The following is a 25862-nucleotide window of genomic DNA, read 5'->3' on the forward strand; positions in this document are numbered from 1 at the left end:
TCAGCCTTCCATCTCTTCGAGTTCCTTGCCGCGCGTCTCCTGCACATAACGCAGGTCGCGGCCATCCTTGAGGATGGTGGGATCGGGATGATCCCCGGTAACGATCGGGTTCACATAGGTGCCATCACCCAGGTCGGCCGTTCGTTGCCCTTCAATGCTCGGGCGCTGCTGGGGACACTTCCGGGCGGCTTGCGGGCCAGCCATGGCATCCCCGATGGAAAACGGCGCAGCGATCGCTCCTGCCAGCATCCACTTGATGACGTCTCGACGAGAACCATCCACCATAACAACGCCCCACTTTGCTCAATCCACAAGCGCTGGATTGTGCATGGTGCGAGGACATGGTCAGCTTATGAAAGTCGCCGCGCGCGGTTGCTTTTTTTGCCGTAGGCGCTGGAATGCCGGGATACCAGCCGCTTTTGGCCAAGAAGGCCCTGGGATCGGACATCTCCAGCAGGAACTCGTTGCTCCTGCTGGAAACAACGCATGTCGTTTAACCAGGCGTTTGATTATGGCTCGCAAACTGCGCAGGGGCTTCCTGTCGCCCTCGCTTTCGCGCTCCAAAGGTCTGCAGAACGGGTTGCATCGGCTGGATCGCAAAGTTTGCTGGGCACGACGTGCCCGCCTCAAGCGCGCAAACGCGCAAACGCGCAAAAGGCTGGGGCGGCTCTTCGCCGGAATAAAACGGACCGTATCGTGGTTATGTTGATATCGCCTCGCATCGAATGGCTTGGCGTTGGGTTCATTCAACAAGGTCCTTGCGCATATGTCGGCTCAAAAACTTTCTATCGCGAACTACACGCGCACCGCCAAAGTCCTGCATTGGCTGGTAGCGCTTTTCATCCTGACAAACTTCGTCATTGGCCTACGCATGGAGCATTTCCCCGGTTACGCTCATACGTCGCCGGAATGGAATGGCATCTTGTTCTGGCACGGCTCTATCGGCGCGTTGGTGTTATGGCTGGGCGTAGCGCGGATGATCTGGCGTGCCGGTCATCGTCCGCCACCGTTGCCGGGCAGCATCCCGGCGTGGCAAGTGTGGGTGGCGCACAGCGTCCATGGACTGCTTTATCTGGCCATGTTGGCGCTACCGCTTTCTGGTTACGCTCATCGTGTCGCGGGAAATCACGCGGTCAGTTTCTTCGGCTTGTGGCATTGGCCTGATCTCTTCGCGCCCAACGAGTCGCTGCGCGTTCTGTTCGGGCAAATCCATATCGGTCTCGTCGTCGGGCTGGGCCTCCTTTTGCTTCTCCATTTCGGCGCGGTACTAAAACATCTGGTGATCAACCGCGACGGAGTGGCCAAGCGCATGCTGTGATTGAGGCGCACGCGGTACGAATTCGACTGCCGCAACTTTGGTGCCCTCGTAATCCTCCTTTGCGTCGCCGATGGTTAATGGCATTGCCAGTGCCGCTTCGGCTCGAAAGCTGACCGCCCTACCCCCGATGGTGCTCTTTAATCACGCAATGATTCGGTGCGCGGTCGCACTATTCCCTCAGCTCGCGCGTACCGAACTACAGCGATGCCACCCACGATGACCGCTTGCGCGCGCGATGGGGCGAGTCCGCGACGCGAGAAATTGCGCCAAGCGGAACGTCTTCACCTTCGACCGGTGATGCTCATCACATTGTCTTCGCGAGTACAAGGATTGCTGTTGCGCAGTTTCAATTTTCGCAATTGCGATTGATGTTCTTCGCAATGCCGCGTGCTGCGCAATGAGCATAAAGTGCCTATGCGTGAGAGAGCCGTGATGCATGCACAGGATCCTTCATCAGCTTCATGCAGGTGCATGGCGTGCGGCATCTCTCGCTGTCACCCGATGTCGTTCGTTCGTCACCATGCGGACAGGGGAATGAAATGCGGCGCGGCATAACGTGCCGCCTCTTTCGCGAAGCACATGGCGAGAGATTTCTTTCGCTGCATTCAAAGCGACGCAATGGTTCGCCGGCATGCGCCCCGCCCTGATGGACCAGCGGCGGCGGAGCACCGCGGCGAGCCGATATCAACCTGGAGGAATCATGCAGAAACTCATGTCGCGGGCCGTCGCCTGCGCTCTTGCCTGTGGCGCGCTCGCGCTGCCATCGATCGCCGCGTTCGCGCAGTCATCGGCACCGGCCTACACCTGGAACAATGTGCAGATCGTGGCCGGCGGCTACGTCGACGGCATCATCGCGCATCCCAAGCAGCAGGGGCTGTTTTACGCGCGCACCGACGTTGGTGGGGCCTATCGCTACAACTCGCAGACCGCCACCTGGGTGCCTCTCAACGACGGCACGCCGCCGGAGAATGCGCAGTGGACGGGCATCAACAGCATCGCCATCGACCCTTCCAATCCGAACATGCTTTATCTGGCGACGGGTTTGTATACGTCATCCTGGGGCGCCAATGGCGCGATGCTCGTGTCGTCCGACCAAGGTGCGCACTTCACTGCACACCCGCTCAGTTTCCGCATCGGTGGCAACGAGGACGGGCGCAATGTGGGCGAACGTCTACAAGTGGATCCGAACAAGGGATCGATCCTGTTCTATGGAACCTCCAACGAGAGTAATCAGGCCAGCACGAACGGCTTGTGGACCAGCGCGGACAGCGGCAGCACCTGGTCGAAGGTGAGCGGGTTCACTGCCCTATCGAACGATGGCACCGGAGCGGGCGTGGCGTTCCTCGCCTTCTACAAACCATCCGGCACGAGCGGTTCGCCAACCAAGACCTTGTTTGCCGGCGTATCTACCGGTACGGCAGCCGCGACGCTCTACAAAAGCGCCGACGGTGGCGCGACCTGGGCACCGATAGCCGGCGGCCCGGTCGGCCTCATGCCACAGCGCGGCCTGATCGGCCCGGACGGCAGCCTGTACATCACTTATGGCAACGCCATCGGGCCCAACGGCATGTCCGCGGGACAGGTCTGGAAATACAGCGTCGGCCTCGGCACCTGGCAGAACATCACGCCGACCGATCCCTACAACTATCCGTCAGGCTTCAGCGGTCTGGCAGTGGATCCGGCGCGGCCCAGCACGCTGGTGGTGATGACGATGGATCACTGGTGGCCAGACGACACCATGTACCGCAGCACCGACGGCGGTTCGACCTGGAAGGAGGTGGGCAGCAGCGCGGTGCGCGACTCCAGCGTGTCGCCATGGATCGTGCCGCCAGGCAAGACCCAGGCGCCGTTCGGCAACTGGGGCGAGGTAGTCATCGATCCCTTCGATTCAGGGCATGCGATGTATGGCTTCGGCGGCGGCATCTGGAGCAGCTCCGACCTCACCGCGGCGGACGCCGGCAAGCCCACCCACTGGAGTGTTGGCGCCAATGGCATCGAGGAAACGGCGGTACTGGGGCTGCTCTCGCCCACCGCCGGCGCACCCTTGATCAGCGCCCTGGGCGACGTCTGCGGTTTCGTGCATAACGATCTCAACACTGCCCCCGCCACCCAGGTCACCAACCCTCTCTGTGGCAATGGCACGGGTCTGGATTTCGCCAAGAACACGCCTCTGACGCTCGTGCGCGTAGGCAGCAGTGGCAACTCCAGCAACAACGTGTACGGCGCGTGGTCGACCGATGGCGGCAAGAGCTGGTCGCCGTTCGCCAACCAGGCAGGTTCCACCAAGGGCAGCGGCACGGTGGCGATCTCCGCCGACGCTGGCACCATCGTGTGGTCGCCGTCGGATGTGGCGCCAGTGGCCTCCACAGATCACGGCAGCACCTGGCATACCCTCGCCTATCCTTCCGCCAACGGCATGGCCAGCTTACCGATCGGCGCACAGGTGTTGTCCGACGGTATCAACGGCAATTTGTTCTACGCATGGAATCAGGCGACAGGCACCTTTTTCAGCAGCTCTGACAAGGGTGCAAGCTGGTATGCGTCGACCACTTCGGGCTTGCCCGTGGTGCCGTCGTGGCAGGCCAGCCAGGCCGTCACCGTCACCGGTGTGCAGGGCGATATCTGGCTTGCGACGCAGTCAGGCCTGTATCGCAGCCAGAGTTCCGGTTGGAACTGGAGTCGAGTGGATGCGACCACGGTCAGCGCTGCCACTTCGATTGGCTTCGGCAAGGCGGCGGTCGGCAAGTTCTACCCGACCATCTATCTCGCCGGCACGGTGAACGGCGTCACCGGTCTGTTCCGCTCCATCGACGTTGGTGCAACCTGGGTGCAGATCAATGACACGCAGCACCAGTGGGGCGGCGTGTCGCGCGTGATCGGCGACCCGCGCAGCTTCGGTACGGTATACCTGGGCACGAACAGCGGCCGCGGCATCATCTACGGAACGTCCACCAACTGACGCCTGAGTGCGTCATGCAGCAACACCTCGCTCCTTTCCGCGGAGGGAAGGAGCGAGGTGTCACGGGAGCAAAGTCGATGCGCAATAGCATGCAAGCCGTACTGCTGATCTTCCTGCTGACCATCGCCGGCGCGACGACAGCACAGGAAGTCAGCCCTACCCCGCCCATGGGTTGGAACAGCTGGGACTCGTTCGGACTCACCATCGACGAAGCCGATTTCAAGGCGAACGCTAGCGTTCTTGCCGGATTACACAGCTATGGCTGGACTTACGCGGTCATCGACCAGGGCTGGTACATGCGCAATCCCTTCGGCGACAAGCTGCAGGCCCGGGACTACGCCTTGGATGCGAACGGCCTGCTGGTCCCCGCGCTTAACCGTTTTCCCTCCGCTGCCGATGGGCAAGGCTTCAAGCCGCTGGCCGATTGGGTGCATGCGCAAGGATTGAAGTTCGGCATCCATATCGTGCGCGGCGTTCCCAAGCAGGCCGTGGCGGCCGACGTGCCGATCGCCGACTCCGGATTCCACGCGAAGGATGTCGCCGACACCGCGGACACCTGCCCCTGGGACGACAGCAACTACGGCGTGCGTGACACGCCCGCCGGGCAGGCGTACTACGATGCCATGCTGGCCTTGTACGCTCGCTGGGGCGTGGACTTTCTCAAGGTCGACTGCATCGCTGACCATCCCTACCGGATCAGCGAAATTCGCCAGATTGCCGCCGCGATCGGCAAGACCGGACGCCCGATCGTGCTCAGCTTGTCGCCCGGCCCGACCCAGTTGTCGCATGCCGCTGAGATTCAGCAGTACGGACAGATGTGGCGCATCTCCAACGATGTCTGGGACGGTTGGTCGTTCGTCCATGAGCATCCTAACGACGATTTTCCTATGGGCGTTCGCGATGTTTTCGATCGCCTACCACTATGGGTGGGTCAGGCCCGTGATGGCCATTGGCCCGATGCCGACATGCTGCCGCTCGGCATGCTCGCGCCGCACCCCGGCCTCGGCTCGCCACGCCCATCGCGCCTGACCCCGGATGAACAGCGCACGCTGCTGACATTGCACGCCATCGCACGTTCCCCGCTGATCCTGGGCGCCAACCTGACCAAGCTGGACGACGTCACGCGCGGGTTGATCACCAACAAGGAGGTGATCGCCATCAACCAGACCAGCCGTGACAATCATCCCGTTACCCGCCTGCCGAAAGGATTCGATAGCGTGCGCGTATGGGTGGCGTCAGGCCGGGGCGACGAACGCTATCTGGCGATATTCAACCTGGACGACAAGCCCGTGACGCTGGACACGGCATGGAGCGCGCTCGGCTTGAACTCCGGCAGCTATCGCGCTCGCGACCTTTGGAGCGGTCACCGGCGGAAAGCATCCATGCGCCTGGCCGTCGACCTGCCCGCCCACGGGTGTGCATTGCTGGTCATGCGACCAGCGCTTTAAATGGACTGATAAGCGATTTCCGGTGCTATCGCGGCGCGCTTTCGGATCAACAGGTGGCGGCGCTCGTGACCTGCTGATTCCGTCGCGATGCAACGGCGGATTTCGTAAAGAACTCCGCCGTATTTCGCCAGTGACTCGCCAGACGATCTGATCCAACGTGGCCGACGCTGAGCCCTGCCCTCAGGGCCGGCCTTCGTTGCCGCCTACGAGCCGCTTATGACCGCAAAGCATGGATGGGCTTTCTGCATAGCCATCGCCGCCCTCGTTTTCTTGCCGCAGGTTGCTGCCGAGCAACGCAGCTTGTCGCAGAACTGGCGATTTCAGCGCGGCGATAGCAAGGACGCCAAACTGGCCACCTACGACGATCGCGCATGGCGGCAGGTGTCGGTGCCGCACGACTGGTCTATCGAGGATAAGCCCGACGGTTCGCCGCCCTTCGACCGCGACGCGGTCAGTGGACAGGATTCGGGCTATCTGCCCGGCGGCGTCGGCTGGTATCGGCGCCACCTGGTGCTCGATGCGCAGTCTGCGGCGCAGACCGTGCTGGTCCATTTCGAGGCGATCTACATGGACGCCGACGTGTGGATCAACGGCCAGCACGTAGAGAAGCATCATTACGGCTATAGCGCCTTCACCGTCGACCTGACTGGCAACGTGCATGCCGGCGACAATGTGCTCGCCATCCGGGTCGATCACGCCGATCCGTCCTCGCGCTGGTATGCCGGCTCGGGCCTGATCCGCCCCGCGACGCTGGAACTGCTGCCTCCCGTGCATATCGAGCCGGACAGCATCCAGGTGACCACACCGGTCGCCACCAACGAGGCTGGCCGAGTGATTGCGCGATTAGCCATCGCCAATGGCACGGCGAAGACTCAGAGCGTGAAAATGGTCTCGCGCATCGTGTCGCCGTCCGGAAGGACGGTGGTCCAGAAAAGTAGCCAGGCCACGCTTGCGCCCCATGCCAAGACCGCGGACGAAACTGCATTCGAGCTGAGCGAACCCGCATTGTGGTCGCCGGACTCACCCAATCTGTACGTACTCGAGCAGACCATTCGCACCAGCGATGGCGTCGCCGATATTCGCCGCACACGCTTCGGCATTCGCACGATCGCTGTCGACGCGGCCAACGGACTGCGCATCAACGGCAAGAAGTTCGTGCTACGCGGCGGCAATATCCACCACGACAACTACATGCTGGGCGCGGCCGGCCTCCCCGATGCCGACGCGCGCAAGGTCGCGCTGATGAAGGGCGCTGGCTACAACGCCATTCGCAGCGCACACAATCCTGCCAGTCAGGCGACGCTCGATGCCGCGGATGAGTTGGGCATGCTCGTCGTCGACGAGGCATTCGATGCGTGGGGCAAGAACAAGAAGGCGATGGACTACGCCCGCTTCTTCAAGGAGGACTGGCAAGCCGATCTGGATAGCCTCGTGCTGAGTGGCCGCAATCATCCCAGCGTAGTGTTCTGGAGCATCGGCAACGAAATCCCCGAACAGGGCACTGAGCCGGGCATCGAGACCGCACGCCAGATGGTTGCCCGCGTCCGCCGCCTCGACACCACCCGCCCGATCACCCAGGCCATCAGCATCGACAGCCCCCAGAGCGACGGGCAGTTCGCCGCGCTCGACGTGGCCGGGTACAACTACCACGCGCACGAGTTTGCCGATGACCATCGACGGTTTCCCGAACGGGTGATGTTCACCTCGGAGTCCACGCCGAAGGATGCCTTCACGTATTGGCGGGCAGTGGAAACCATGCCCTGGGTGATCGGTGATTTCGTGTGGACTGCCGTCGACTACCTCGGGGAAACGGGTATCGGTTGGATGGGCTACAGCCAGGACTGGCAGAAACTGGGGCCCTACCCGTGGCACCTGGCCTACTGCGGCGAGATCGATGCCACCGGCCGCAAGCGGCCGGCGGCGTATTACCGGGAGGTGCTGTGGAAAACCGGCATCGATCCGATATCGGCTTTCATCAAGCAGCCGCCTGGCACCGAAGACCTTCCCGATCGGCATCTGTTTCCCATCACGCCGCCACACCTCGACTGGTCGCTGGACGACGTCCATCCGAGCTGGACCTGGCCGGGACAGGAGGGAAAACCGCTGGAAGTGGTGATCTACTCCGAGTACCCCGAGGTGGAGCTTCTCCTCAACGGCAAGAGTCTCGGGCGCAAGAAGGTCGATGTGGCAACCGAGTACAAGGCGAACTACCAAGTTCCTTATGCGCCCGGGCGTCTTGTAGCGGTTGGGTATCGCGATGGCCAGGCGGCGGGACGCTGGGAGCTGCAGACGGAAGGCGAGCCAGCGACTGTCCGGCTATCTCTCGATCGGATGCAGTTTCGAGCGAACGGCGAAGATCTCGTATATGTGACGGCGGAACTCGTCGACGCCAGCGGCGTGCCGATCTACGCGCAAAATCATGATCGGGAAGTGACCGTCCATGTTGCCGGCGCCGGCCAGCTAGCGGGCATCGGCAATGGCAATCCGCATGATGCCTCCAGCTTTCAGTCGGGACAGCGACGCACGTTTCATGGGCGTGTCGTTGCAGCCATCAAGGCGGCGACGCATGCCGGGGCCGTCACGGTACAAGTCGAAGTTCCCGGATTGCCGCCGCAGCAAACCCGTTTCAATGCCGTATCGCCTTGAAACTCAGAGGCGATACATGCGCATGCTGTGCTCGACGGCCTCTTTCATTAGCGTGATCGATAGCGCAAAGCCCCTGCAAGCGATCATTTATCTCGCCCACGTCGCGTGATTTCGATCAATACAATGTCATTGGACCGCATGGGAATAGACAGCGTGGCGTGTCCGTGGGCGTCGACACTGAGCACATGCACTTCGGCTTTGTCCGCAGTGATCGTCTGCAATTGCCGCAGCTGATCGTTTGTCAGCGCCTTGGGGGATTCCATGCGCAGATAGGCCGAATAGGCATCATTGGCGTCGTAGCCCGTACGGTAGATGGCGGCTTGCCACTGGCCCGGCTGCATATGCTCGAGTTCCAGGCTGAGCGGCCGGCGTGGCTGTGACGGAAACAGCTTGGTGTAGAAGGATCGGTTGCTCTTGTCCTGCTCGGGTTGTACGAAATCCCATACCAGCGCCTTGAGTACGCCGCCATCCCAGGTGACATGGCTTTGCGCGTCCGACGTCTTTAACTCCGTCGGGCCGAGACGATTCAAGTATTTGTAAGCGAAATAAGCCGGCTTTCGGATGCCTTGAGGATTCAACAGGCCGAATCCACCCTGGAATGGCGCAGTCGGTGGGCCGGGTTCCTCGAACAGATCGCTGAAGGTCCAGTAGCTCATGCCCTGCACCATGCCCTCGCAAGCCTTGAGCTTTTGAAGAATGTACGCAGCACTTACATACGAATCGTGTACGGAGTCGCGCGGCGTATAGCTGGTGCTCCATTCGGTGAAATAGAGAGGCAGTCCTGGTTTCGATGAATGGTCGATCTGTTGGCGCACACTACGGACATCGCCGACGATTGCATCCGGCGATGGTGAGAGCTTGGTGTCGCTTTCACCCTTCTCATCGAGAAAGCCCCCATCGACACCATAGGTGTGGGTGGAAACGAAATCGAGAGGTGTACGCGCCTGCGTGGTGTGTTCGATCAATGCCGGCACCCATGCGGCGCCAGCCGTGGCCGGGCCACCCACTTTCAGTTGGGGATCAATCCGCTTGATGGTGCGCGCGGTGGCATCGAAGAGGTCGAAATAAGCCTTTTGATCGCCACCTTCCCAGAAGCCAGCCAGGTTGGGTTCGTTCCAGACCTCGAAGTACCAATGGCGAATTTCCTGTTGCCCATAGCGCTGCTCAAGGTGACGCACGAAGGCATCCACCAATGCGGTCCACTTTGAAAGCACCGGATGGGATGTGTTGCCTTTCCAGTAAAAAATGCTCTGATTCGAGGTCTTCATCGCTTCCGGCGTGAAGCCCAGCTCCACAAACGGCCGGATGCCCATCGCGAGCAAGCGATCGTAGAGATAGTCGATCTTGGTCCAGTCGTAGACAGGCTTTCCGTCGACTTCCCGATAAGTGCCGAGCACGTCATGGAAGATCGCGTGAAACCGAATGTAGCGAAAGCCGAGCTCCGCCTGCACGGTCTTGAGCTGAGCGAGGTTGTCATCGCGGATCAGCGTGCCTGGATAATCGGAGCCAATGGAAGCGTTGTAAGCGCGGTCCGTCGGAAACGAAGACCCCTTCACGTCGATGGCGATCTGCCGAGCCTCCTGCCCCGCTTGAACCGCCAGGGGCAGGCAGGCCAGCATGCACATGAATCCACTTGCCGCCGCCCAGCCTCGACGCCGTGCCATTGCCTTCCCGCGCATAGGGTTTCCTATTTCAAGATCGTCTCAGCGATGAAGTTCAACAAATCCCCGGCAGCGATTTCCAGAGGGAGCCTTTTATGATTTTGACCAGCCACGCGCTGTGGCACGCTACGCGGCAAGTCTGGCTCCAGACACGGGCTCGATTTGAGGTCCGTCGCAACGCATGGCAAAAACATAAGCCGATGCGGCGGATATCTGAAGGCGACTTGCTCTAAACAGCGATGCCACGCTCCGAGGCCAGTCAATCCAGGGGAACCTACCTTGCTCAACGCATCCATGCTCTCGCGCCGCATCCTCCTGGGTCTGATGGCCGCCATGACCGCAGCGCCAACTCTGGCTTCCACCTCAACGCCGGAAGCGACCGTTGCCGGAGGTCGCTTGTCCGGCACTCGCGATGCCAAAACCGGTTTGAACGAGTTCAAGGGCATTCCTTACGCCGCACCACCTGCCGGTCCGTTGCGGTGGAAGCCGCCGCAACCGATGGCCGCATGGACGGGTGTGCGCAAAGCCGATCATTTCGGACCGCGCTGCATGCAACGTCCCGTGTTCAGCGACATGGTGTTTCGTTCCGACGGCATGAGCGAAGATTGCCTGTATCTCAACGTCTGGACGCCCGCGGACAGTCCGCGCAAGAAACTCCCGGTACTGGTCTATTTCTATGGCGGAGGGCTCATCGCTGGCGACGGCTCGGAGCCGCGATACGACGGCGCCAGCCTGGCGCAACGGGGGATCGTGACGGTCACAGTGAACTATCGGCTGGACGTCTTTGGTTTCCTGGCATCCCCTGCCCTGGTTGCCGAGTCGCCCGAGCACGCCGCTGGTAACTATGGGTTGCTCGACCAGCAAGCCGCGCTGCAGTGGGTTCAGCGCAATATCGCCGCATTCGGCGGCGACCCGGACCAGGTGACCATTGGCGGCGAGTCGGCAGGGTCCATGTCGGTATCGGCGCACATGGCCTCTCCGTTGTCGAAGGGCCTGATGCATCGCGCGATAGGCGAAAGCGGCGCCATGCTCGGCAACCTTAATCCGACACCACTCGCCCAGGCGACGCGTGAAGGTGAAGCGTTCGAGCGGCGTGTTGGAGCGCGCTCACTGGATCAGCTGCGCGCGATGAGCGCACAGGCGCTACTCGATGCTGCGGGCCAAAAGGATGCACCCGAATTCCGGCCCACCATCGATGGCTACTTCCTCCCCCGCCCGCCCGAGGCTATCTACGCGGCCGGCGAGCAGGCACATATTCCTCTGCTGCTCGGCACCAACTCGCAGGAGGCCAGTTACACCAGCTTGTTCGAAGATCAGGCGCCGACGCCCAACAACTATCGTGCGGCAGTGCAGAAGCGATTTGGCGAACACGCCACGGAAGCCCTCAAGTTCTATCCGGGCCGGACCGAAGCCGACGTCAAGGCGTCCGGCACGGCGCTCGCGGGCGACCAGTTCATCACTTTCTCGACCTGGCAATGGATGCGTCTGCACCGCCAGACCGGACAAGCGCCGGTGTACTACTACTATTTCACCCAGGCGCGCCCATCCAGGCGCGACCGCAGCAAAGCTCCGGATACCGGCGCGGTGCACAGCGGTGAAATTGAGTATGCCCTGGGCAATTTATCCAGTAACGAGGTCTATGCCTGGACCGTGGCCGATCACCATGTCTCGGACATCATGCAGGGTTACTGGGCTCGTTTTATCAAGACAGGCGATCCCAATGGCCCAGGCCTGCCGCATTGGCCGGTCGCGGCGAGCAAGAATGGCGGCTTGTCGCGTCAGGTCATCGGCGCGGATACACACCCGATGGTTGATCGCGACGCGGCGCGCTATGAGTTTCTGCAGCGCGTCGAGGCTGGTGGCACCCTGTAAAGTCGGGCTGTTGCCATGACTAACGCCGTCAGCTCTCGATTCATTTGCGCGATCACGGCCTACAGCGGCCGAGTGGCAGCGAGCCAGTCGGTTTGTGGAAGTGACGGATTGAGCGGGGCCACGTTGGTGCTTCACCTTTGTAAGTGGGGCACGGAGAGCAAGAACGAGTAACGAGCGCCATCCCGCGTGGGATGAACAGTATCCTGCGCACGGCGAGCTGCACAGATTCCAGGTGGCGTCGACGCCCGAGAAAAGCAGTCGCCAATTATCTTGAGGATCTCGATTGAACCAGTCTCCTGGCATTGTCGGTATGGCACCCTTCGAGTTGCCTGATGACGCATGGGCTTACTGGCGTCCGGGTGTCGCAGATATCGTCGAGCTCGCCCTTGTTCATGGCGAGGACGTCGGCCTTCCGGACCACTTTCACGACGAGGACCAGGTCACGTTCGTGATCTCCGGCTATCGGCGGTTCCTTATTGGTACGGAGCTGGTGATCATTGGGCCGAGCCAAGGCGTCTGTATTCCGGCGGGGACACCTCATCGCTCATTGCCGGAGCCGGATGGCGTGGTATGCATCAATCTTTATTTGCGTGCATCTGAGTGCGACACACGCGCCCTGCTGGATCGCCTTGCTGTGCTCTGGTGCCAGGAGGCGCGTCTACAAGTGGACACGCTGGCTAGTCTGGTCCGCGAGTACCGCTACCCCAGGTCCATAAACCCCGTGCCTATGAACAACGTCGCTCCCCTGCCTTTGATGAGCGACTTGGTCGTATCGGTGACCGCCGCTGCGCGAGAGTTCGCTATGAGCCGTGAGGGCTACTCCCGAGCCTTCCGGCGAGTCCATGGGATGCCGCCGCAAACGTTCGGCATCATGGCCAGGCTAAATGGCGCGCGAAAGCTCCTTCGTGCAGGAGTATCCCCTGCTGATGCGGCCGCGGCGGCTGGATTTGCCGACCAGAGTCATCTTGGACGCTTGTTTCGTCGGACCTTTGGCGTCGCGCCTGGCCGCTACCGCACTGGTCCGTGAGCGTCACATTCGTTCCAGACATCTCTGGCAGGCCGAAATAGCCTGCGATCATCGCGGCGCCTGGCGAATCTCGCACGACTGGTGGGTGCGGCGCTGCTTATCGCCAGCGTGGTCTTGATTCAACGGCAATGGCTGGAACGGAAACGCGCCTATGAAAGTAGTGATCGTCTCGGATCTCCATGGCAACTACGACGCGTGGTCTCACTTGCCCGAGGAGAACTACGATGAGCTGTGGGTGCTTGGGGACTTGGTCAACTACGGTCCTGAGCCCGAGAAGATCGTCGAGGAGATGATGACCAAAGCCCACGTTATTGTTCGCGGGAATCACGACCAAGCCGTCGCTTATGAAGATGACTCGACCTGGTCGCCGCGCTACCGTGAACTGGCCACGGCCAGCAGGCGACACACCTCGTCCGTGCTCAGTGCGCAACAGAAAAACTTTCTGCGCGACCTTCCCCTCCAGGCAACCCGCGAGCAGCGCGGCACCGTGTTTCATATGGTTCATGCCACGCCGTCTAACCCCATGTACGGGCGGCTCGCCCCCGATGCCGATGCTTGGCTTGATGAGATCGAGAGCACGCCCGGCGATGTCCTGTTGGTGGGTCATTCCCACATCCCGTTTGTCCGAACCATCGGCAACAAGGTCTTGCTGAACCCCGGAAGCCTAGGGCAGCCGCGCTCCGGTGGATCCGATGCCTGCTACGCCACCTGGGAGGGCGGCAAGTTCAGCCTGAAGTCCTACCCCTACCCCGTCGATACCACGATCCGGAAAATCGAGGCCTTGGCCCTTGCACCGCCTATTGTGGAACGCCTGACTACCATTCTGCGCACGGGATACGTTTGATCAACGAAACCATGCGTCGAAAGATGGGTGGAACTCTCCAACAGATGCTGGCTAGATTGAGACGACAAGCACCTCATCGTGAGTCGTCCGACAAAACGATGTGTGGTACGTCCCCGCTTTTGTAAAACACATGCACTGACGCGCCCTACCAGGATCAGCAGATGACGAGTGCAACAGGATCCACCGAGCCCGCTTCCCCCGTTGGCATGGCGCCCGATACACCGCGCCGCATTTTCGTGATCTGGATCGTCGTTGTTAGCTTGCTTGCGTTGGGCGGCACGATCGCTGTCCTGGCGATCGGTGGCCGCCCCGACCCATCCGCATTACGTGCCGCTGCCCCATTGCTGGATGGCGCATGGCGATTTCATATCGGCGACGATCCGCACTGGGCCGATGCGGACGTGGACGATAGCGGTTGGGAAACGATGGACCTGAGCGCACCGGCAAGCAGCCATGATGGCGATGTCGGTCTGCCGAACTATGTCGGGGGTTGGATGGTGCACGGCCACCCCGGTTATCAGGGGTATGCCTGGTATCGACGCACAGTGACGGTACCGGCAGGAAACCGTGCATGGGATGTCCTGGGGCCCACTGCCGTCGACGATGGTTACGAGTTGTATTGGAACGGCGTGCGACTGGGCGGATCGGGGCGGCTTGGCGCATCCCCCAGAGTCGTCGGCACACGGCCGATGATTTTTGCGCTTCCCGCTGATACGGTCGGTACTCGTGGGGTGCTCACCATTCGCGCGTTCATGCAGCCGGGCAACGACGCCAACCCCGATGGCGGTGGTATACACGTCGCGCCGACGCTGGCACCGCGCCCGGAGAGCTACGCGCTGTACCGGGTGGAATGGTGGCGCACGATCGCAGGCTACATCGTCGAAGTGGTCGAGCCCCTGGCGATGTTTGCGCTTATCGGTCTGGCGCTTGCGGTCCGGCGGCGCAGCAGCCACCCGGGCTTCATCGCGTTTGTCTGCATCGCACTCGCGCTGTCGGCAGTGAAGCGCCTCGACAACGCGATTGTCTCGTGGACCGATCTGATGAGCCTGCCCACCTACGCCTGGTTGTCAAAAGTACTCTGGATGCCCTTTAGCCTTGCCGCCTGGACGCTCGCCTGGAACCGTTGGAGCACGCGCGCCTCGCGAGCCGTCGATGGAGCCGCCCTGCTGCTTACTCTGGTGGGCATCGTGAGTGGCCTGATGCAGCTTGCGGCGATGACCCACGTCTTTCGGCTCGGACTGCTCGTGTTGCTCGTGCTGATTGCCGTGCGGATACTTCGCAGCGGCCCGATGCGCGGAATGGCGGTCGCCACGATGGCCACTATCCTGGTGTCGCAATATGCAGGCGAACTGGGCTCGATCGGCGTCCCAACCATCTGGTTTCCGTTTGGCATCGGCGTAACGCTTACGCAATATGTCTATGCGATCGCAATACCGCTGCTGGCTTTGCTGATCGTGCGAACCTTGCATTCGAAGAGCGCGCGATGATGGCCGCGATGAAATCGCCAGCCGGATTCGCTCCATCCATTCAACAGAATGAGGTCCCTGCAATGAAGCAGAAGCCGTTCGCACGCACCTCCATTTTTACAAGCCTTGCTGGTCTGCTGGTTATCGCTAGTGCTTCGTGCGTGGCCGGCAGCGCGGCTTCGACACCGACGGCGCAGCAGGTACTTGAGCGGGCTACCGCCAAGCTGGCCGTGCCCGACGGCGACATGGCTGTCGCGCTTCAAATACAAGGTAACCGTAACCAGCCCGAGCAGGCTCAATACCCAACCCAGCCCTTTGCGAAAGTAGCTTCGCAGCAGTCGCTGCTACTGGTTAACGATGGCCGCTTCAGCCTGCAAACCGACAGCCACTACCCGGGCGGCATCGAGTTTAGATTTATGACTGTGGGCTCTCGCAACGGCTCGGCCACTGTGGATCCGATGCATTGGCGTGAGGGCATCGAAATCTTGCGCGACTCGGCTGAAGGTGCGCGTGGAGACTATGCGGATTTCTTGTTTCTGATTCCCACGATGCTGCTGCGCGACGCGGTCGATCATCACCCCATCGCGTCAATGAAGAGCGGCAAAGTAGAAATCACCTATAAGGATGCTGTTGCTCGGCCAGTGACACTGATGCTCGACCCTGTTAGCGCACAGGTGAATGAAGCCATCGTGGGCAAAGATCGCTATGTGTACACCAACTATCGCGAACAGCAGAAACTGAGCCAGCCGAAACACATGGCGCGGTTCAAGGGCGAGCAACTGATTGCTGAGTGGGACACTATCAGCGCTCGGCTCCAGTCAACACTGCCAGCCGATGCATTCCATTTGCCACCGGGTTACCAGGAAAAGGGCTTGCGCGGCCTATTGCGTGCGACGGATCTTGGTCATGGGACTTGGCGAGTCGATGGCACGACTTCCGGCTATCACACTGGCTTTGTGGTTGGCGAACGCTCGGTAGCCGTTTTCGATGCGCCTGTCAGTGTAGATGAGGCCAATCAGGTGGCCGCGCTAATTCATCGCACCGCTCCGGGAAAGCCCATTGCCTACGTTGTGGTTTCGCATGTCCATGGCGATCATGTTGCCGGGCTGCCCGCTTACCTCAAGGATGGTGCACAGGTGCTGGCCGGAACGGATGCGGATATCGCACTGCGACGTCAGTTTGGCGACAAAACAGAGCTGCATTTGCAGCAGGTGGCTCAGCCTCGCGAGCTTGATCTTGGCAAGACGACAGTCACGATCTATCCCCTGGCCAGCACGCATGCTTCAACCATGCTGGTTGGTTATGCACCACAGTCGCATACGGTCTTTCAGGGGGATCTGTTCTATTTGCCGGAGGTCGGCCCCATCCCCCCAGCGTTCGAAGGTGCCGAAGAATTAGCAGGATTGATTGCGCGAGAGAAGCTTGTCGTTGCGCACATTGTTGGCGTGCATGGCCGCAGCGGCGGTACGAAGGATCTGGCTGAGTCTGTGCGCTTACGCCAGGCAGCACCTGTAGCTCAATAAGCCGTCCACTCCCCGATACATTCGTTTGATTCAGTCCGAGGCGGCCAATGACCAGGGCTTCCTTTAATCCAACCCAGCCGGAGCAAGCACATGAAAAGGAACGCCTTCCATACCGACACCCGTGGCTTGGTGGCTGCGGCGGGATACCCGCATCAGATCACTTCTCGTTGACGAGCTTCTCAAGCGCCAACGTTCGCTTGATCAAATCATCCAACTCAAAACTCTCCGATACTTCGAATGCGGCGTCCCCAATATCCGGTTGGGCAGCCAGACGGTGGGTCTCGCTCAAGTGATGCTTCAGCCATGCTCTCTGTTCTTGCTGCAATTGAGCCCGCTCCTTGTCCTTGAACCGACGCAAAAGCGTCTGATAGGCCGCATTCAGTCTCGGGTCCCATCTGCCGATTTCAGCTTTATGGCATTCCGACATTTTCCAGGGAACGCCGCTTGCTTGATCCAGGCATGCGCTGAACTCCGCACCCTCCTGTGCGCTTGCAGAAAATGCGGCGATACAGAGGGCGGCGCCAAAAACGAGAGCTGATTTGCGGAATATCATGGCGATCTTTTGAGTCTCTCTGACTGAGGTAGGGCCTGGTCAGCTGATAGTGGGCCATTTTTGCATCAAAAAATGCGCGCCCCGAACACTGCACTCGATACTGCGCGCCAACAACGATGGCGGTAGTGAATCACAGTGCTGAATGGGCGAGGCCGCTGGAACATCAGAGACGCGACGGATCATGTCTGCCATCTCCGTATGGTTGGATCGCGCTCTCCATTGAAACATCAGGGCAAACCCCCGCCCACTAGGGCGAACCCTAGCCGCTGGCTCGCTCGCGGAGGGCTCAGTCTGCCCACCCTCGATAACCCCCTCTAATCACCCTGCCCGGCGCCCACCCTTGACCACAAGCGGACATTCCTAATCGAGCAGCGAGTTTATGGGCTGGCATGCAGGGCTATCAGGCCGTCGATGGCTTGGTCCACTTCCCCGCCGCGATCCTTGCTCCTTTCAGGCGACAAAGCACCACGAACAAGGGGGCATCACCGCTCCGATTGGTTGGCGAGCTGCACTGTTGCGACGCCCCCTCTGCCCGAGCACCTCCTGATCGCGACCTCGTTGAGCCGGTGAATTCGCGACAATCCCACCGATAGTTGACCTCGATCAACTTCGAGCCTTAGCCACAAGCGGAATCTCTTTCCATGCATGGGGCATGTTCGTGGGGAGATACTTCAATGCGCCACAGCCGAGCGTTTGCGTATAGCGCGGGGTTGGTTGCCTGCTTTAGCTTGCTGACCTGGCTCGCGCTTATCGACACCGCGCGTGCTTTGCCGGCCTACGCAAGGCAGACCGGGCAAGCCTGCGTGGCCTGTCACGTGAGCTTTCCTGAGCTGACGCCTTACGGCCGCATGTTCAAACTCAGCGGCTACACCATCGGCAAACGGCAGGAACTGCCACTGGCGATGATGGCGCAGTTCGGCGTCACCAGTGTGAGCAACAACAAGGATGACCAGGGCCAGAAGATCGTTCCCAAAACCAACCAGCCGGTGCTTTCCGCCGCGAGCGTATTCGCGGCCGGCAAGATCACCGACAACATCGGTGGCTGGATCCAGTGGACCTATAACAATCTCGCGACAAATAGTGCTGGCGGCACGGTAGGCCATAGCGGCATCGACAACACCGACCTGCGCATCGTCGGCCGCTCGGAGAACACCGACCAGACCGATATGCGCTGGCTCTACGGCCTCACTATTCACAACAACCCTACCGTGCAGGATGTGTGGAACAGCACGCCGGCATTCGGCTTTCCCTTCACCGTGCCGCCCAATGGCATTGGCGCAGCTGCCGCCACCATGCTCGATGGCGCGCTGGCTCAGCAGGTCGCCGGTGTGGGCGGCTACGTCTATTGGAACCGCAGCGTGTACGTGGAGCTGACCGGCTATCAGACGGCCGATGGCTTCTTCTCACCACTGCGTGCTGGCCAAGACATTCATTCCCCGGGCGGTGTGCATCGCCTTAGTGGCGTGAACCCTTACTGGCGCGTGGCCTATAACCGCGAATGGGGTTTCAACTCGCTGATGGTCGGTGCCTATGGCGCGCAGTTCCGGCTGTACCCCGACAACACCACGCCATTCACCCCAACCGATCGCTTCACCGACATCGCGGTCGATGCGCAATTCCAGCACATCAGCGATCCGCACACCTACACCTTCCAGTTCACGCGGATCCACGAGAAACAGGACTACCACGCAAGCTATCCCGCCACCCTGACTGGATCGCCGATCGGCGCTGGGCCAACGCCGGCGAATGCCCATGACACGTTGACCACCGATAAATTCAAGGCCACCTATTACTTCAGGCGAAAGTACGGCGCATCGCTGGCGCTGTTTCGAACCCATGGAACGACCGATGCGGGTCTATACGGGCCAGGCTCGGTAGGTGGGAGTGCCAACGGCAGTCCAAATACGAACGGTTATATCGTCGAGCTGGATTATCTGCCGCTGCAAAACCTGCGCCTGATGCTGCAGTACTACGGTTACGGGAAATTCAACGGCTCGCGCAGCAACTACGATGGTTCAGGGCGCCGGGCCAGTGACAACAACACGGTATTCGCCAATGTGTGGCTGGTGTACTGACATGCACAGCTCAGATGCGAAATCCAAGCGAGGACACGTCATGACTCGTATCAACGTGCTGCACCTGGGGATATGCATCCTGCTGCCATGTGTGATCGCGACCGCAGCCAGCGCCCAGTCGACTGCGGCCAGCGATGACGCGGCCACCAAGCTGGCAAGCCAGGTCTGTTCGAGCTGCCATGGTCCCGGCGGCCATAGCGTGTCGCCTACCTTCCCTAAACTGGCCGCACAGCAACAAGCCTATCTCGTGGCTCAGATACAGGCGTTCAAGAGCGGTGGACGCAGCGAGCAAGAGGCGCACGACTATATGCTCGGCATGACCACGCTGATCGACGACGACACGGCAGCCGCTCTTGCGCGCTACTTCGCCAGGCAATCCCCGCCACATGGGGTCAGCTCAGATCCCGCGCTGGTGGCTGCCGGGCAAAAACTGTTTACCCAAGGCATCGGCGATCGTGTGGTGGCTTGCGCCAGCTGCCACGGTGACCATGCCCAAGGCAATGGCATCTTTCCTCGCCTGGCGGGGCAGCACGCGCCCTACATCGTGCGTCAGCTCAAGGTGATCCAGGGGAATCTGCGTAACTCACCAGTGATGCACGGCATCATCAAGAATCTCACCCCGGAAGAAATGAATGAGGTCGCGGCCTATCTGCAATCGTTGTAGGCGCCCTCCAGCACCCGCGCACCACATGGCAGGCCCGCATCAAAGCAGCGTGCCGATGACCACCATCGCCATCGCCGCCGTAGCCAGCCAGCCGAGCCAGCGCAAAGCCCCATCGATGGCAAAACGTCCCATCACAGCGCGGTGGGTGGCCACCCACATGATGCCGACCATCAAGGGAACAGAGATCACGCCATTGATCACGGCTGACCAGAACAGCATGCGGATGGGGTCCATCGGCGAGAGACTCAGCAACGTGCCCAACACCGTTGCGCCGATGATGATCAGATAGAACAGCTTGGCGTCCGCCGGTTTGCGCCCGAGTCCGGATTGACGGTCGAATGTTTCGGCAACCGCATAAGCTGCCGATCCGGCGAGGATCGGCACGGCCAGCAAGCCGGTGCCCACAATGCCGGCAGCAAAGAGCAACGATGCAAAGCGTCCCGCCAATGGCCTGAGTGCCTGCGCTGCTTCCGCCGAGGTATTGATGTCGGTGATGCCGTGCGGATGGAGTACCACGGCCGTCGTCAGCATGATGAAGAACGCCACCACGTTGGAATAGAACATGCCGATGTCGGTATCGAAGCGGATCCGCTCAAACGCGGCACTGGCCTGTTCGGGAGCAGCCTCCAGTGGTGACTGATCCGCCGCGCTCTCTTCTTCCTCCGCTTCCTGTGACGCCTGCCAGAAGAACAGGTACGGGCTGATGGTTGTGCCGAACACAGCAACGACGGTCACCAGATAGTTGTGCCCCGATTGACGTGATGGCCACCACTGGGTAGCTACCTCACGCCAGGGCACGTCGATCACCAACACGGTCAGCACATAGGCGAACAGACTCAGCGTGAGCAACTTGAGCAAAGGCGCATAACGGGGAAAGGGAATCACCACCTCCAGCGCCAGTGACAACAATGCGAAGCCCAGCGCGTATAGGGCGGATGGCCCACCCACCAGAAGGGTCAGTGCCGCCCCCATCGCGCCAATGTCCGCGGCAAGATTGATGATATTGGCCAGCAACAAGAGGCTGACCAATACAAGCACCAGGGGCTGCGGAAAATGCAGGCGCATATTGGCCGCCAATCCGCGCCCGGTCACGCGACCCACATGGGCACAGATCGTCTGGATGCCGATCATCAAGGGCAGCGTAAATAGCGTGGTCCACAGCGTGGTGTAACCAAACTGAGCGCCGGCCTGCGAATAGGTAGCGATGCCGCTCGGGTCGTCATCCGCCGCCCCGGTGATGAGGCCGGCGCCAAGCCGGCGCAGCCAATGCCGGGGCGGCGCCCGAACGGGAGCAACTGCGTGGTCGATGCCAGGTGTCTCAGCCAAGGTGCCACCCCCGTTTCGGTATCAATCGCTGGCACGCTAACGCTTTTTGCCATCGCGAAATTGACGTTCGTCAATCATGGCATCGATCGGGCCTTTAGTTGACTACGATCAAGATCGCCTGCCCCCGGCCCGCGCACGCTGTCACCACATTCTTGTGGGGGTGCAGTCATGGGGCGGCTCGATGGCAAGGTCGCACTGGTAACCGGTGGCGCGCTGGGGATTGGTGCTGCATGCGCCACCCGCCTGGTTGAAGCAAACGCGCGCGTGGCCATCGTCGACCTGCTCGATGACGAGGGACAAAAGCTGGCGGCGAAGCTGGGGGACCGTGCCCTCTACTTTCATGCGGATGTCACGAAGGAATCCGAGGTGGCACAAGTGATCGCCGACATTGTCCATCGGTTTGGCCGGCTGGACGTACTGGTCAACAACGCAGGCATCTCGGGGGCGAATAAACCGACGCATGAACTGACTGAAGCCGAGTGGGACCAGGTGCAGGCCGTCAATGTCAAAGGCGTGTTCTTTTTCACCAAGCACGCCATTGCGCCGATGCGTGCCGCCGGTGGCGGCAGCATTATCAACCTGTCGTCCATCTACGGCCTCGTGGGGGCACCCGATGTCCCCCCGTATCACGCCTCCAAGGGGGCGGTACGGCTTATGAGCAAGGTTGACGCCCTGTACTACGCCGCCGACCGGATCCGGGTGAATTCGATCCACCCCGGTTTCATCTGGACGCCCATGGTGGAGCACCACCTCGCCGCGCTGGGCGGAGACCCGGAGCAGCACCGCAGCGACGTCGGCGCATTGCATCCGCTCGGCCACATGGGCGAACCGGATGACATCGCCTGGGGCGTCGTCTATCTGGCTTCCGACGAATCGAAATTCGTGACGGGAAGCGAGTTGGTCATTGACGGCGGCTACAGCTGCCACTGATCCCCGAAGGGAGCACTGATATGTTCAAGCACATTCTGTTGCCGACCGATGGTTCCGAGCTGGCATTGCGCGCCGTCGATATCGGTATCGCGTTGGCTAAATCACTGGGGTCCCAGGTGCATGCTCTTTACGTCGCAACACCATTTTCCGCGGTGACTTACTTCGCTGGAGTGATTCAAACGCCTGCAGAGCCCGCTTATGTCGAAGGCGTGGTGAAGTTGGCGGAGCGCTGTCTTGAAGAAGTCAGCCAGCGTGCCAACGCCGCAGGCGTTGCCTACGACGGCAACTATACCTTCGACCACCGCCCCTACACGGCCATCGTGGGCGAGGCCACCAAGCGCCAGTGCGACCTGATTGTCATGGGGTCTCACGGCCGGAGCGGGCTGGACCGGCTCATCCTTGGCAGCGAGACCTACAGGACGATGCTGAGCACCGATGTTCCCGTACTGGTGTGTCACTAGCTTCACATCGAAACGGGATCATTCCGCTTGTTGATCCTGGTCAAGTCATGCCGCCAGGTGCGGCGTACAACAACATCGTCGGTATCGCTGATATATGCCGGCCATCCCGTATTTCGTGATCACCGGAGATCGCATCATGACCACTCCCTCCACCCAGCCACCCGGCACCGATACCACAACCCCGCTGCTGACCGGCGAGCACTGGATCGAAACGCTGAACGACGGAAGCCATGTGTTGGTGAGGCCGATCCGGCCTGAAGATCGCGAACGCGAGAGCCATTTCATCGAGCGGCTGTCGCCGGAGTCCAGGCATTTCCGCTTCCTGGGTGAAATCCGGGAGGCGAATCCCGCGTTGCTCGATCAGTTGGTCAACGTGGATTACAAGAAGAGCATGGCGTTTGTAGCGCTCGTGCACGACAACGGCGAATTGCGCGAGGTGGGCGTGAGCCGCTACAGCGCCTCCGGCGACGACCAGCACTGCGAATGCGCCGTAACCGTCGCCGACGACTGGCAGCACCGCGGTCTCGGTGTCGCGCTGATGCGTCACCTGATTGGCGTGGCCCGCCATAACGGATTCCGCCAGATGTTCTCGATGGATGCTGCATCCAATGAGCCCATGCGCGATCTGGCGAAGTATCTAGGGTTCGACCGGAAACGTGATCCGCAGGATGCCGCGCAGGTCATCCATAGCCTGGATCTGTGATCCCTAAGCTCAAAGGGAAACTGAACATGTCCATGTATGCCGAAGAAACAGAGACCGCCGCAACGGGCGCCGATCCCGCGCCGTCGCCTCACTGGCCGAACGATGTGGTGGCATTGGTCACTTCGACCGACCCGTGGAGCCCTGCCGCCACAGCGGGCATCGCCCTGGCCCGGCAGTGGGGAAGCCGCCTGACCGGCTGCTACGTAGACCCGTCGTTGCGTACGCTCAGCGGCGCCGACGCGGAACCCACGGTACTTGGCCTTTTGATGCGTGCGTGGGATGAGGATCACGGCGAACGTGCCGCTTTTGAATCGCTGGCTCGCGCATCAGGAGTGTCCGATGCGGCCTGGGCGGTCACCCATACCGGTGTGGCGCCAACGCTGCGCCAGCTGGGCGCCTGGCACGACCTGGCCATACTGGAGCGCGACATGGTGGAAGGCCATGCCTTGCTCGACATCCTGGGTGAGACGATGCTGAGCTGCCGCCTCCCCTGCCTGATCCTGCCGCCCGACTGGAAGGGCGGGATCGCCTTCAAACGCATCCTGATCGCCTGGAACGGAAGCATCGAATCCACACGCGCGCTGCATGCCGCGCTGCCATTCCTTGAGGCCGCCAAGGAAGTCACCCTGATCGATGGCGAACGACTGAACCCCGAGGATCTCACCGGCCACCCGCCGCGGTTTGACCCCGTTACCTACCTGATGCGCCATAACGTTGCCGCGCAACCTCATTGCATCCGGGGGCCTCATCACCTCGCCGGGGAAAAGTTGCTTCAGGAGGCCGCGCACCTGCATGCCGACCTGCTGGTGATGGGCGCCTACGGACATTCGCGTACACGCGAGCGGATTCTTGGCGGCGCCACCAGGCACGCCCTGCAGCACGCGAAAATTCCATTACTGATGCAGCACTAACGCATGAGTCACGCAACGGAAGCTCCCCGCAAAACCCGGAACATCACTTATAGCTGCCATGGTGCGGCGAAACAGGTAACGGGTTCGTGCCACCTGGTCACCTGCAACGGACGGCGCATATTGATCGACTGTGGACTGTTCCAGGGCGGCGCTGAGCAAGAGCGGGCCAATTACCAGCCCTTTGGCTTCGATCCGGCCAGTATCGATGCGCTTCTGCTTACGCACGCGCATCTGGATCACTGCGGCCGCATTCCGCGGCTGGTGCGCGAAGGGTTTCGCGGGCCGATTTTCACCACCGCGGCAACGCGGGAACTGGCGCGCGTCGTGCTCATCGATGCCGCCGGCCTGCAGGAAGAGGCGGCACGGCGCCAGCAACGCAGCGCACGTCGCCGCGACGAGCCGAAGATGGAGCCGCTGTATACACTCGATGACGCTTTCCACGCGCTTGAGTTCTTCACCGGCGACGTGCGCTACGGCGACTGGGTGGCCGTCACGCAGGGCATCCACGCTCAGTTTCTGGACGCCGGCCATATCCTCGGCTCCGCCTCCATTCTGCTTGAACTCGGTGATGGCGAAGACACTTGCCGAATGGTGTTCTCCGGCGACCTGGGTAGCCCCGGGCGCCCCATCCTGCGCGATCCCGCGCCCGCACCGGACGCCGATTACGTGGTGATGGAAACGACCTATGGCGACCGTCCGCACCGTCCCTTGCCCGATTCAGTGGATGAACTGCATCAAGCCGTGCGCCAGACCATCGAGCGCCATGGCAACGTGATCATTCCCACCTTTGCGCTGGAACGCGCACAGGACGTGCTCTATTACCTTCACCGGGGCATAGAGGACGGCGCCATCCCCTCGCATATCCCCATCTTCCTCGACTCGCCGATGGCGGTTTCCGCCACCGAGATCTTTCGCCGCCACCCGGAGTGTTTTGGCGAGAACTTCGTCAAGGAGCTGCAAAGCGGCGACCCGTTCGCCATGCCGGGGCTGCACTTCACGCGGGAGTCCGCCGAATCGATGGCGATCAACCATATCGAAGGCGGGGCCATCATTCTGGCGGGCTCGGGGATGTGCAATGGCGGCCGCGTCCAACACCACCTCAAACACAACCTGTGGCGTGACAAGAGCAGCATCGTCTTTGTCGGCTATGCGGCCGAAGGCACGCTCGCCCGGCGCATCATCGATGGTGCGCCAAGCGTCCGGATATTCAACGATGAGATCCGCGTGCGCGCGCAAATCTGGACCATCAATGGTTTCTCGGCGCATGCCGATCAGGGATCGCTGCTTGCCTGGCTGGGCCATCGCCATCCGCGCAAAGTGTTTCTCGTACACGGCGAATACAACCGCGGCATGAAGGCCATGGAGCAATGCCTGACTGATCGCGGCATCGCCAGCCAGATACCCGCCATCCACGAATCCATCCCCCTCTGAGAACAACGGCGGTGGCCGGGGGCATGTCTTTGCCGCCGGATCGC

General features: G+C 61.1%; 20 protein-coding genes. 16 read left to right on the forward strand and 4 right to left on the reverse strand.

Translation table 11 applies throughout. From position 1 onward, the window contains the following. Positions 1-285: a hypothetical protein gene (locus tag BM338_RS14670; protein WP_090451912.1), complete on the reverse strand. Its 285-nt coding sequence runs from the start codon at positions 283-285 to the stop codon at positions 1-3. 451 nt (positions 286-736) lie between these two features. Here BM338_RS14670 and BM338_RS14675 point away from each other — a divergent pair, with 451 nt between their 5' ends. From BM338_RS14675 to BM338_RS14690, 4 genes are all read left to right on the forward strand, one after another. Continuing rightward, positions 737-1318: a cytochrome b gene (locus BM338_RS14675; protein ID WP_143109310.1), complete on the forward strand. Its 582-nt coding sequence runs from the start codon at positions 737-739 to the stop codon at positions 1316-1318. 700 nt (positions 1319-2018) lie between these two features. After that, positions 2019-4277, forward strand: coding sequence for a WD40/YVTN/BNR-like repeat-containing protein (locus BM338_RS14680; RefSeq protein WP_090451916.1), 2259 nt, complete (start codon positions 2019-2021; stop codon positions 4275-4277). Between the two features lie 77 nt (positions 4278-4354). Next, positions 4355-5725 (forward strand): glycoside hydrolase family 27 protein, encoded by a 1371-nt coding sequence (locus tag BM338_RS14685; RefSeq protein ID WP_255367319.1) that lies wholly within the window; start codon positions 4355-4357, stop codon positions 5723-5725. 216 nt (positions 5726-5941) lie between these two features. Next, positions 5942-8371 carry a glycoside hydrolase family 2 TIM barrel-domain containing protein gene (locus tag BM338_RS14690; RefSeq protein WP_090451918.1) on the forward strand — a complete coding sequence of 810 codons (2430 nt, stop codon included), beginning with the start codon at positions 5942-5944 and terminating at the stop codon, positions 8369-8371. Between the two features lie 83 nt (positions 8372-8454). Here the strand turns inward: BM338_RS14690 and BM338_RS14695 are convergent, their stop codons facing one another. After that, positions 8455-9990, reverse strand: a complete 1536-nt coding sequence (locus BM338_RS14695; protein WP_090451920.1) for a GH39 family glycosyl hydrolase — start codon at positions 9988-9990, stop codon at positions 8455-8457. Between the two features lie 321 nt (positions 9991-10311). Here BM338_RS14695 and BM338_RS14700 point away from each other — a divergent pair, with 321 nt between their 5' ends. The 5 genes from BM338_RS14700 to BM338_RS14720 all read left to right on the forward strand — a co-directional run bounded on the left by BM338_RS14700 (position 10312) and on the right by BM338_RS14720 (position 16764). Beyond that, positions 10312-11904 carry a carboxylesterase/lipase family protein gene (locus tag BM338_RS14700; protein ID WP_255367320.1) on the forward strand — a complete coding sequence of 531 codons (1593 nt, stop codon included), beginning with the start codon at positions 10312-10314 and terminating at the stop codon, positions 11902-11904. A 283-nt stretch (positions 11905-12187) separates the two neighbouring features. Continuing rightward, positions 12188-12931, forward strand: a complete 744-nt coding sequence (locus BM338_RS21700; RefSeq protein ID WP_218156356.1) for an AraC family transcriptional regulator — start codon at positions 12188-12190, stop codon at positions 12929-12931. A gap of 151 nt (positions 12932-13082) precedes the next feature. Continuing rightward, positions 13083-13775, forward strand: coding sequence for a metallophosphoesterase family protein (locus tag BM338_RS14710; RefSeq protein ID WP_090451922.1), 693 nt, complete (start codon positions 13083-13085; stop codon positions 13773-13775). Positions 13776-13936: 161 nt separating this feature from the next. Beyond that, entirely contained in the window at positions 13937-15262 is a 1326-nt protein-coding gene (locus tag BM338_RS14715) for a glycoside hydrolase family 2 (protein WP_255367321.1), read from the forward strand. A gap of 62 nt (positions 15263-15324) precedes the next feature. Further along, positions 15325-16764: an MBL fold metallo-hydrolase gene (locus tag BM338_RS14720; RefSeq protein WP_177229363.1), complete on the forward strand. Its 1440-nt coding sequence runs from the start codon at positions 15325-15327 to the stop codon at positions 16762-16764. Between the two features lie 157 nt (positions 16765-16921). Here the strand turns inward: BM338_RS14720 and BM338_RS14725 are convergent, their stop codons facing one another. Further along, a complete protein-coding gene (locus BM338_RS14725) occupies positions 16922-17317 on the reverse strand; it encodes a lysozyme inhibitor LprI family protein (protein ID WP_090451928.1) in 396 nt (131 codons plus the stop codon). Between the two features lie 674 nt (positions 17318-17991). Between BM338_RS14725 and BM338_RS14730 the strand changes: the two genes are divergently transcribed. Beyond that, complete coding sequence (locus BM338_RS14730) at positions 17992-19392, forward strand: hypothetical protein (RefSeq protein WP_218156357.1); 1401 nt, start codon at positions 17992-17994, stop codon at positions 19390-19392. A gap of 40 nt (positions 19393-19432) precedes the next feature. Beyond that, on the forward strand, positions 19433-20056 hold the full coding sequence (locus BM338_RS14735; RefSeq protein WP_177229364.1) for a c-type cytochrome: 624 nt from the start codon (positions 19433-19435) through the stop codon (positions 20054-20056). Positions 20057-20095: 39 nt separating this feature from the next. On the opposite strand, the gene BM338_RS14740 is transcribed toward BM338_RS14735, so the two are convergent. After that, positions 20096-21382 (reverse strand): NRAMP family divalent metal transporter, encoded by a 1287-nt coding sequence (locus tag BM338_RS14740; protein ID WP_255367322.1) that lies wholly within the window; start codon positions 21380-21382, stop codon positions 20096-20098. A 168-nt stretch (positions 21383-21550) separates the two neighbouring features. Here BM338_RS14740 and BM338_RS14745 point away from each other — a divergent pair, with 168 nt between their 5' ends. The 5 genes from BM338_RS14745 to BM338_RS14765 all read left to right on the forward strand — a co-directional run bounded on the left by BM338_RS14745 (position 21551) and on the right by BM338_RS14765 (position 25818). Beyond that, positions 21551-22312 (forward strand): glucose 1-dehydrogenase, encoded by a 762-nt coding sequence (locus BM338_RS14745; protein WP_090451932.1) that lies wholly within the window; start codon positions 21551-21553, stop codon positions 22310-22312. Positions 22313-22332: 20 nt separating this feature from the next. Beyond that, positions 22333-22773: a universal stress protein gene (locus tag BM338_RS14750; protein WP_090451934.1), complete on the forward strand. Its 441-nt coding sequence runs from the start codon at positions 22333-22335 to the stop codon at positions 22771-22773. Positions 22774-22909: 136 nt separating this feature from the next. After that, on the forward strand, positions 22910-23476 hold the full coding sequence (locus tag BM338_RS14755) for a GNAT family N-acetyltransferase (protein WP_090452577.1): 567 nt from the start codon (positions 22910-22912) through the stop codon (positions 23474-23476). 26 nt (positions 23477-23502) lie between these two features. Beyond that, positions 23503-24387: a universal stress protein gene (locus BM338_RS14760; protein ID WP_255367323.1), complete on the forward strand. Its 885-nt coding sequence runs from the start codon at positions 23503-23505 to the stop codon at positions 24385-24387. Positions 24388-24390: 3 nt separating this feature from the next. Continuing rightward, positions 24391-25818: an MBL fold metallo-hydrolase gene (locus tag BM338_RS14765; protein WP_090451936.1), complete on the forward strand. Its 1428-nt coding sequence runs from the start codon at positions 24391-24393 to the stop codon at positions 25816-25818. Positions 25819-25862: the final 44 nt, after the last annotated feature.

The organism is Dyella sp. OK004 (assembly GCF_900114495.1).
In the GTDB taxonomy this organism is placed as follows: domain Bacteria; phylum Pseudomonadota; class Gammaproteobacteria; order Xanthomonadales; family Rhodanobacteraceae; genus Dyella_D.